The sequence below is a fragment of the Pristimantibacillus sp. Z349TD_6 genome (assembly GCF_056173205.1).
In genome coordinates, this window is sequence record NZ_CM149662.1 from 1 (window position 1) to 10,000 (window position 10,000).

The 10,000-nt window shown below is 44.6% G+C and carries 9 protein-coding genes (1 of these 9 cut by a window edge); 8 read left to right on the top strand and 1 reads right to left on the bottom strand.

Translation table 11 applies throughout. The features are described 5' to 3' along the window. From dnaA to gyrB, 6 genes are all read left to right on the top strand, one after another. Positions 1 to 1,356: a chromosomal replication initiator protein DnaA gene (dnaA, locus tag AC0VYE_RS00005; protein WP_076266595.1), complete on the top strand. Its 1,356-nt coding sequence runs from the start codon at positions 1 to 3 to the stop codon at positions 1,354 to 1,356. Positions 1,357 to 1,677: 321 nt separating this feature from the next. Then, on the top strand, positions 1,678 to 2,820 hold the full coding sequence (dnaN, locus tag AC0VYE_RS00010) for a DNA polymerase III subunit beta (RefSeq protein WP_076266596.1): 1,143 nt from the start codon (positions 1,678 to 1,680) through the stop codon (positions 2,818 to 2,820). A 37-nt stretch (positions 2,821 to 2,857) separates the two neighbouring features. Further along, positions 2,858 to 3,073, top strand: a complete 216-nt coding sequence (gene yaaA / locus AC0VYE_RS00015) for a S4 domain-containing protein YaaA (protein WP_076266597.1) — start codon at positions 2,858 to 2,860, stop codon at positions 3,071 to 3,073. Between the two features lie 27 nt (positions 3,074 to 3,100). Beyond that, entirely contained in the window at positions 3,101 to 4,210 is a 1,110-nt protein-coding gene (recF, locus tag AC0VYE_RS00020; protein ID WP_076266598.1) for a DNA replication/repair protein RecF, read from the top strand. A gap of 30 nt (positions 4,211 to 4,240) precedes the next feature. Beyond that, positions 4,241 to 4,492: an extracellular matrix regulator RemB gene (remB, locus tag AC0VYE_RS00025; RefSeq protein WP_054025778.1), complete on the top strand. Its 252-nt coding sequence runs from the start codon at positions 4,241 to 4,243 to the stop codon at positions 4,490 to 4,492. A 46-nt stretch (positions 4,493 to 4,538) separates the two neighbouring features. Further along, positions 4,539 to 6,449, top strand: a complete 1,911-nt coding sequence (gyrB, locus tag AC0VYE_RS00030; RefSeq protein WP_475445324.1) for a DNA topoisomerase (ATP-hydrolyzing) subunit B — start codon at positions 4,539 to 4,541, stop codon at positions 6,447 to 6,449. Between the two features lie 32 nt (positions 6,450 to 6,481). Here gyrB and AC0VYE_RS00035 read toward each other — a convergent pair whose 3' ends face one another. After that, positions 6,482 to 7,255, bottom strand: a complete 774-nt coding sequence (locus AC0VYE_RS00035; protein ID WP_475445326.1) for a YheC/YheD family protein — start codon at positions 7,253 to 7,255, stop codon at positions 6,482 to 6,484. A gap of 72 nt (positions 7,256 to 7,327) precedes the next feature. Here AC0VYE_RS00035 and AC0VYE_RS00040 point away from each other — a divergent pair, with 72 nt between their 5' ends. Further along, positions 7,328 to 7,450, top strand: a complete 123-nt coding sequence (locus tag AC0VYE_RS00040; RefSeq protein ID WP_475445328.1) for a hypothetical protein — start codon at positions 7,328 to 7,330, stop codon at positions 7,448 to 7,450. 93 nt (positions 7,451 to 7,543) lie between these two features. After that, a protein-coding gene (gene gyrA, locus AC0VYE_RS00045; protein WP_475445330.1) for a DNA gyrase subunit A crosses the window boundary here: on the top strand, positions 7,544 to 10,000 show its 5' portion. Its footprint extends 27 nt past the window's final position; only the first 2,457 of its 2,484 coding nucleotides appear in the window; its start codon is at positions 7,544 to 7,546; the stop codon falls past the right edge of the window.

Below are 10,000 nucleotides of genomic sequence, written 5' to 3' on the forward strand. Positions count from 1 at the left end.
GTGGACAGCCATACCTATGATTTATGGCAGCAAGTGTTGTCGATCATACAGACGAAATTAAGCAAACCGAGCTTTGACACTTGGTTCAAAGCAACGAAAGCTAATTTTGTTGATGATTCCATGCTTGAAGTAACAGCGCCGACAACATTTGCGGCCGAATGGCTGGAGGGCCGTTATACGAAACTAATAAGAACGACACTGTTTGAGTTTTTGGGCAGACAAGTTGATGTTCGCTTCTCAATTGAGGAACCGAAGGGTGCGGAGCCCGCATATATGTTCCCGCCGAAAGCGGTGCATTCCCCTGTCATGAATGAGGAAGCGACACCTACTCATATGCTTAACCCGAAGTATACGTTTGATACATTCGTTATCGGTGCTAACAACCGTTTTGCGCATGCAGCATCGCTTGCCGTAGCAGAAGCACCGGCCAAAGCTTACAATCCATTGTTTTTATACGGTGGAGTTGGGCTAGGCAAAACCCACTTAATGCATGCCATTGGCCACTACATCATGGATCACAACCCGAATACGAAAGTTCTTTACATCTCGTCTGAGAAATTCACCAACGAATTCATTAACGCAATCCGTGATAATCGTGGTGAAAGCTTCCGTACGAAGTATCGTAATATCGATGTTCTGCTCATCGACGATATTCAATTTCTAGCCGGAAAAGAACAGACGCAGGAAGAGTTTTTCCACACCTTTAATGCGCTGCATGAGGAGCGGAAACAAATTGTCATTTCAAGTGACCGGCCTCCAAAGGAAATTCCTACGCTGGAAGAAAGGCTTCGTTCTCGCTTTGAATGGGGACTTATTACCGACATTCAGCCGCCGGATCTGGAGACGCGGATTGCAATACTGCGCAAGAAAGCACGCGCTGAGAATCTAGATATTCCTAACGAAGCGATGATCTATATCGCGAATCAAATCGATACAAATATTCGTGAACTGGAGGGTGCCCTTATTCGGGTAGTCGCCTATTCATCCTTGATAAATGCAGACATTACGTCGCATTTGGCAGCAGAAGCGCTTAAGGATATCATTCCTTCCAGCAGACCTAGAATGATTACGATGCACGACATTCAGACGAAGGTTGGGGAGTTCTACGGGCTGCGGCTAGAGGAATTCAAAGCGCGGAAACGAACGAAGGCAGTAGCCTATCCTAGGCAAATCGCAATGTATCTATCCAGGGAGCTCACCGATTTCTCGCTTCCTAAGATTGGCGAGGCTTTCGGCGGGCGTGATCATACAACCGTTATCCACGCACATGAGAAAATTACACAGCAGCTTAAAATAGATCAGGACCTGTACAAAATCATTCAAAACCTGACCGAAAAGATCAAAAATCATATGTGAACAACTAAGCAAGCCTATGCACAAGCTATGCACATGTGGATAGGCTTGCTTTATCGGTCTTCCAAGGGGTTATCCACATATTCAGTGCCCCTACTACTACGACTACTAAAAATCTTTAAAAAAACATCATCAAATACGGCAAAACGGCTGATGCCAGCCTTTACAGGCAAAAGCTCGCTTCGCGGTGAAGTATAAGGTTTGTATAACGTTTAAAAATAAACGCGAAATCATCAAAACATAACCAATTTACGCCATTTTCAAAAAAATCGTTTGTGAGAGCTCATACTTGGATGAATTTATAAGAACGCTAGGAGTGAAATCATGAAATTAACAATCTCAAAAAATGAATTAAACGATGCGATCCAGCAAGTAGCAAAGGCTGCTTCCTCACGTCCAGCTATACCTATTCTCGGCGGTATCAAAATTGAGGTTACTCATCTTGGGGTAACACTTACAGCAAGCGATACCGATATCTCTATTCAAAGCTTCATCCCTGTGGAAAGAGATCAATTCGTTATTGCACATGTGGATAAACCGGGAAGCGTCGTTTTGCCCGCAAAGTTTTTCGTGGAGATTGTAAAAAAACTCCCATCCGAGCAAGTCGTTATCGATGTGAGCAATACTTACCAGACGATGATCCGTTCGGGCTCTACTGAAATACAAATGGTCGGACTTGATCCGGAAGAATTTCCAGTACTTCCTTCCATCGAACAAAACGATATATTGCAAATGCCTGGCGATCTATTAAAAGCAATGATTCGTCAAACTGTTCTTGCAGCCTCAGCAAGTGAACAAACCCCTATTTTGACAGGTGTACTTTGGAACTTGCTTGAAGGGGAATTGAAATTTGTAGCAACGGACCGCCACCGTCTAGCAAGCCGTACGGCACAAGTTGAAACAGAAGCACAGCTCAAATTCAGCAATGTCGTCATTTCAGCAAAAACACTAATTGAGCTATCCAAGCTCGTTCCAGAGCAAAATGCTCTTGTTGATATCGTTGTAACAGACAACCAAGTGTTGTTTAAACTCGGAAATGTATTATTTTATACACGTATCCTTGATGGAACTTATCCCGATACTTCTAAAATTATTCCGCAAACGTTCAAAACAGAACTTGTACTTGATACAAAAAATGTAATGGACGCGATTGATCGTGCCTATCTCATGTCTCGTGAGGAAAAAACGAATATCGTTCGCCTTATGACGCTTGAAGATGGAACGATTGAAATTTCATCCAGCTCGACTGAGCTTGGACGAGTAACGGAGCAGCTTGAAGCAAAAGAATTTAACGGCGAGCCTCTTCGAATCGCATTTAACTCTAAATATATGCTCGACGTCCTTAAAGTCATTGATAGCGAGCAATTGTTTATTGGCTTTACAGGCGCAATGAGCCCTATTATTATTCGTCCTATGGATCATGCATATAGCATGTATGTCATCTTGCCTTATAGAACAACGGGCTAAATCTCAAATATAAGCAAGAAAGGGCTGATCTATTTTCATGAAAGAAATCGCCATCAAGACGGAATATATAACGCTTGGCCAATTTTTGAAGCTTTCTGATTGCATTCAAACCGGCGGTCATGCGAAGTTTTTCCTTCAAGAAAACACTGTCGTTATTAACGGAGAAGCGGACAACCGCAGAGGAAGAAAATTGTATGCTGGCGATAAAGTAGAAGTTGAAGGCTGCGGCGTCTTTACGGTAGGTAAAGAGTAACGCACCAACGGACCGGGAGGTCAAAACGTGTTTTTAACGAGCATACAGCTGCAAAATTATCGGAACTACAGCGAGATTGACTTACAAACGCCGAATAAGGTCAATATATTTCTTGGGCAAAATGCTCAAGGCAAAACTAATTTGCTAGAGGCTATATTCGTACTTGCGTTAACGAAGTCTCATCGCACCTCTAAGGATAAGGAGCTTATTGGCTGGCAAGAAAGCTCCGCTCGCATTACTGGCGAGGTCGATAAGAAGTACGGAGCGATTAAGCTGGATCTCCTTTTCTCAGCGCAAGGAAAAAAAGCGAAAATAAATGGACTTGAGCAGCGTAAGCTCAGTGATTTCATCGGTTCGGTAAATGTCGTCATGTTTGCGCCAGAGGATCTTGAAATTGTAAAAGGAACGCCGGGAGTGCGAAGACGGTTTCTCGATATGGAAATCGGACAAGTACAGCCCGGCTATTTGTATACACTCCAGCAATATGGAAAAGTGCTGCAGCAGCGCAACAATTTTTTGAAAGCCTCCTACCCTGGAGGGGCAAATCAAACGATGCTCGAGGTGTGGAATCAGCAGCTCGCAGAGCATGGTGTTAAAATCATGAAAAAAAGGAAACACTTTATACATAAATTACAAACGTTTGCAGAACGAATACATGCAGGCATAACGAACGGGACTGAGCAGCTCACCATTGAGTACCGTCCTTCTTTTGATACAGATGCCCAGCAAGATGAATCTGTTTTATTTGATCAATTTATGATAAAGTTAACACAGGTGAAAGATCAGGAGATTCGCAGAGGCGTTACGCTCGTGGGTCCGCATCGTGATGATTTGGCGTTTTATATCAACGGCAAAGAAGCGCAAGTCTACGGCTCACAGGGGCAGCAGCGAACAACGGCCCTGTCTTTAAAATTGGCAGAAATAGAACTCATTAACGAGGAAATCGGTGAGTATCCGATTTTGCTGCTTGACGATGTGCTGTCAGAGCTTGATCAGAACCGTCAGACGCAGCTTATTGAGACATTTCAGAGCAAAGTACAAACCTTTATTACAACGACCGGCCTTGAAAGCGTGAATGTGAGCAGGCTTCAGGATGCCGGCATCTATCATGTGCATGACGGCCGAGTGACACGTTAAATTGCGAATAGGAGAGGTGAGGAAGAGGACATGTACATCCATTTGGGCGGCGAGAAAATAATTCGGGCTGCGGAGCTCGTGGCCATCTTTGATATTTCTATCGAGCAATCCTCTAAACTATCCAAGCAATTCGTTGCGGGAGCACGCAAGCGTAAGGACGTTGAAACGATAGGCGAGGAAGAGCCAAAATCGATCGTTGTAACGAAGCAAAAAATATATTATTCGCCTATTTCATCCTCTACGCTTAAGAAAAGAGCCCATCAGTTTGTGGCTAACGGCTAGAGCGAAGGCGATCAGGAACAGCAGTTGAGAGGAGCAGTGAAGTTGCATGTCTTTGGAACAGCATACGTATGACGAGAGTCAGATACAGGTCTTGGAAGGTTTAGAGGCGGTACGCAAACGTCCGGGGATGTATATTGGCTCCACTAGTGGCAAAGGTCTTCACCATCTCGTATGGGAGGTTGTTGATAACAGTATTGACGAGGCTTTGGCCGGTTATTGCTCAAAAATCGAAATTATCGTGCATGAGAATAACAGCGTAACGGTTATCGATAATGGACGCGGTATCCCTGTAGGAGAGAATGCGAAACTGAAAAAATCGACGCTAGAAGTCGTTATGACTGTTTTGCATGCGGGAGGTAAGTTCGGCGGAGAGGGCTATAAAGTATCCGGCGGCTTGCACGGGGTCGGCGTATCTGTCGTAAACGCACTGTCCGAGCTTGTCATTGTTCAAGTAAAACGCGAAGGCAATATCTATCAGCAAGAGTACCGCAAGGGTGCTCCTCAGTATGATATTAAAATTGTCGGCGAGACAACGGAAACAGGTACTCAAGTAACGTTTAAGCCTGATACAGAAATTTTTACGGAAACGACCGTATACGACTATGAGACGCTGCAATCGCGTATTCGCGAGCTTGCGTTTTTGAATAAAGGCATTGAAATTGTGCTTAGTGATGAGCGTACTGGCGTATCCAATACGTTTAAATATGAGGGCGGTATTATCGAGTTTGTAAAATACTTGAACCGCAATCGCGAACCTTTGCATGAGCTGCCAATTTATGTGGAAGGCTCGAAGGATCATATCCAAGTAGAAGTCGCTCTACAGTATAATGACAGCTACACCGAGAATATATACTCTTTCGCAAATAATATTAATACACATGAGGGCGGTACGCATGAGTCGGGCTTTAAGAGCGCACTTACGCGTATTATTAACGATTATGCCCGCAAATCAAATCTCATCAGGGAAAATGATTCGAATTTCTCCGGCGATGATGTGCGTGAGGGCTTGACGGCTATTATTTCTGTCAAAATCCCGGAACCGCAATTTGAGGGACAAACAAAGACTAAGCTTGGCAACAGCGAAGTCCGCGGAATCGTAGAATCATTTTTTGCCGAGAAGCTGCAGGAATTTCTAGAAGAGAATCCTTCTGTTTCGCGCAAAATCGTAGAAAAAGGTCTATCTGCTGCTCGTGCTCGTGAAGCAGCGCGCAAAGCGCGTGAGCTGACTCGTCGTAAGAGCGCTCTGGAAGTTGGCTCACTACCTGGTAAGCTTGCTGACTGCTCATCCAAGGATGCATCGATCAGCGAACTGTACATCGTAGAAGGTGACTCTGCCGGTGGATCTGCCAAGCAGGGCCGCGATCGTCATTTCCAAGCCATTTTGCCGCTTCGCGGTAAGATTTTGAACGTAGAAAAAGCGCGTCTCGATCGAATTCTTGGCAATGCTGAGATTCGGGCAATGATTACAGCGATGGGCACCGGTATTAGCGATGATTTCGATTTAACTAAAGCACGTTATCACAAAATCATCATTATGACTGATGCGGATGTCGATGGCGCTCATATTCGTACGCTCATCTTAACGTTCTTCTATCGCTATATGCGTGAAATTATAGACGCTGGCTATATTTATATTGCACAGCCTCCTCTATTCAAGATCGAGCGTAATAAAGTTATTCGCTACGCGCAAACCGAGAAGGAACGCGAGAAGATTTTGGCTGAATTTGGAGAAGGCGTAAAAGTAAACGTTCAGCGCTATAAAGGTCTTGGAGAGATGAACGCTACTCAGCTTTGGGAGACAACGATGGATCCTGAAAGCCGCACGATGCTCCAGGTAACGATTGAGGATGCAATTGAAGCGGATATCGTGTTTGACACGCTTATGGGCGATAATGTTGAACCGCGCCGCGAATTTATTCAAAAATACGCTAGATACGTAACGAATCTAGATGTTTAAAATAAAGGATTTCGTAAAGAAGCAGCCGCCCATTATGGACGACTGCTTCTTTTTTTAAATCGGCCATAGGCGACTGCGTAACGATATACTTTATGAAAAACATTTTGATCAGGCAGCTTTCGGAAGATAAATGGGTCGGGTAATGTATTGACTTCCAAAATCCATGGATGCAGTTTTGCATCAATGGCGATGTCCACGCCTAGCTCTTTTATATTGGGGTAGGCACCTTGTAACTGGTTGGCAATCGTAATGCTGACTTTTCTTAATTTGTTTTTGAAGGCAGCAAGCTCTGAAGCATTAGCATGATCGCCCATGAGCCGCTCAAGTGCCATCGGAGTTCCGCCGCTGTGATAATTGGTTACTATTTTCGCAGGATGGGCGAGTCTACCGATAATGCCAGTGGCCTCCCATTCGTTATGAGGGTTTTTCTGAACCATAACGCGAATATCGAAGCGCCGCTTTTGATGTTTTAGCAAATGGATACCTTTTTGAACAAGATAGCTTCGCTTCTTCGTTTGCCCAGCTAGCTTATGGTATAACTGGTCGAGTGTTGAGAAAAACAAGATTTTTGTCCCTAACTGATAGCGATATCCGAGAGCAGGTACAGTAGTTCTCTCCACGCGGATTACGCCATTGCCGAAAGTACCGTTTATCGGCTTGACGTAGACCATACCATATTCATTAAGCATTGACTGAAGGCTGCCGCGTCCGAATAGTTTTGTTGGGGGCATATATGAGCGCAAATAGTCAGATTTCAACATGACTTTTGTTTTGGCCCATTTGCTCGTAACGCGTTGTATGCTCAACGATTTTTCTCCTTTCAAAATGCTGCTTTTACAGGTCATCGATTTGAAATGATGCAGGAGACAGACTTTCGATTGAGTGGTATAATGAAAGTTGGGTCTGTTTATTTTATGGCAGGTTTTCATGTATGGAGAGCGGTAATTCACCTATTTTTAGCAAGTAAAGACGAAATTTTAGCAGGAATTCCAAAAGCATGAGCACAAAAGGTTTATATGCTCGCTTTTTGAGAAAGTAATATAAGAGTTATGTTGATTTAAGAGTAGCTATAGATGGCGTCAGGGAGGTAAATCATGGCGGAAGAACAACGTATGTCTGTAAGAGATCGAGATATTGGTACGGAGATGCGGGATTCCTTTATGGATTACGCAATGAGTATCATCGTAAGTCGCGCTCTTCCCGATGTTAGGGATGGACTTAAACCAGTGCATCGACGCATATTGTATGCGATGTCTGAGCTGGGCATGTCACCGGACAAGCCCCATAAGAAGTCAGCGAGAATTGTAGGAGAAGTAATCGGTAAGTATCACCCGCATGGTGATTCCGCAGTTTATGAGTCGATGGTACGGATGGCACAAGATTTCTCCATGCGTTATATGCTCGTAGATGGACATGGTAACTTTGGTTCAGTTGATGGCGACTCTGCAGCTGCCATGCGTTATACGGAAGCTCGTCTTTCGAAGATGGCAATGGAGTTGCTGCGCGATATCAACAAGGAAACGATTGATTTCATTCCTAACTATGACGGTGAAGAGTCGGAACCAGTTGTATTGCCAGCACGTTATCCAAACCTTCTCGTAAACGGGGTTACTGGGATAGCGGTTGGTATGGCTACGAATATTCCACCTCATAACTTGAATGAGGTTATCGATGGCGTACAGGCGCTTATTGTTAATCCAGACATTACGCCACTCGAACTCATCGAACACATAAAAGGTCCGGATTTTCCAACAGCCGGTTTTGTAATGGGCCGTATGGGGATTCGTCAAGCTTATTTGACAGGCCGCGGCTCGGTAACAATGCGAGCAAGGGCGACGATTGAAGAGAATAACGGCAAAGCCCGCATCATTGTGCATGAGCTGCCTTATCAAGTCATTAAAGCTCGTTTAGTTGAGAAAATTGCCGAGCTCGTTCGCGAGAAGAAAATTGAAGGCATTACTGATTTGCGAGATGAATCGGACCGTAACGGCATGCGCGTAGTCATTGAGCTTCGTCGTGATGTTAACCCGAGCATTGTACTTAATAATTTGTACAAGCATACACAGCTGCAATCCAACTTTGGGATTAACATGCTGGCACTCGTAAATGGTGAGCCCAAGACGCTTAACATACGCGATATGCTTTATCATTATTTACAGCATCAAATCGAGGTCATTCGTCGTCGTACGGAGTATGATCTCAAAAAGGCTGAAGCACGGGCTCATATCTTGGAAGGCTTGCGAATAGCGCTTGACCATTTGGATGAGGTCATTGCACTCATTCGCGCTTCCCAAACAGCTGACCAAGCTCGTGAAGGCTTAATTACAAGATTCTCGCTCAGCCATGAGCAGGCGCAAGCGATTTTGGATATGCGTTTGCAGCGCCTGACTGGCCTGGAAAGAGATAAAATAGAAGCAGAGTATGCAGAACTTATGCGTAAAATTGCTGAATATAAAGCGATTCTAGCTGATGAGCAGCTTGTGCTCGATATTATTAGCACAGAGCTTGCTGAATTGAAGGACCGTTTCGGTGATGAGCGTCGTACGGAGATAATGGCAAGTGATGAGGAAATTCTCGATGAGGATCTTATTCCTCGTGAGGATGTTATCATCTCCATTACTCACACAGGCTATATCAAGCGTTTGCCGGTTGGCACTTACCGCAGTCAGAAGCGCGGCGGCAAAGGTGTTGTCGGCATGGGTACTAAGGATGATGACTTTGTTGAGCATCTATTTGTATCCAATACGCATCACTACCTGCTGTTCTTTACGAACAAAGGTAAGGTGTATAAGCTGAAAGCCTATGAGATTCCTGATCTTAACCGTACTGCACGCGGTACGCCTATTATCAACCTCATTCAAATTGAACAGGGTGAGACGATCAATGCGGTCATACCTGTACAAGAATTTGATTCGGAACATTACTTGTTCTTTGCTACAAGGCAAGGGGTTGTGAAGAAGACTCCGCTTGATGACTACGTCAACATTCGGAAAGTCGGATTGATCGCAATCTCACTTCGTGAGGACGATGATCTAATTGGCGTTAAGCTGACTGACGGCAACCAGGAAATTATTATGGGAACGGCGCAGGGCATGTCCATACGTTACTCTGAGCAGGATGTCCGTTCGATGGGACGTTCCGCTACAGGCGTAAAAGGTATCCAGCTTGATGATGAAGATACCGTTATTGATATGGATGTTATCGTACCGGATAATGATATCCTGATCGTTACCTCCAAAGGTTACGGCAAGCGGACACCAGTGGCCGATTATCGTATTCAGAACCGTGGCGGTAAAGGGATTAAGACGCTTAACGTAACCGATAAGAATGGACCGATCGTCTCACTCAAAGTGGTTGAGAATGATGAGGATCTTATGATTATGACTTCATCTGGCACGATGATTCGTACCAGCATGGAAGGCATATCTACGATGGGACGGAATACGCAAGGCGTGAGGCTTATTAATACACGCGAAGATGATACGGTAGCGACTGTTACACGTGTTGCTCGCAGTGAAGAGAATGAAGCTATAGATGAAAATGAAGAGCAA

Bases quoted from the DNA above. Each gene is read 5' to 3' on its own strand.
- dnaN (WP_076266596.1), top strand. From the start codon at position 1,678: ATGAAATTAACAATCTCAAAAAATGAATTAAACGATGCGATCCAGCAA.
- remB (WP_054025778.1), top strand. From the start codon at position 4,241: ATGTACATCCATTTGGGCGGCGAGAAAATAATTCGGGCTGCGGAGCTC.
- yaaA (WP_076266597.1), top strand. From the start codon at position 2,858: ATGAAAGAAATCGCCATCAAGACGGAATATATAACGCTTGGCCAATTT.
- gyrB (WP_475445324.1), top strand. From the start codon at position 4,539: ATGTCTTTGGAACAGCATACGTATGACGAGAGTCAGATACAGGTCTTG.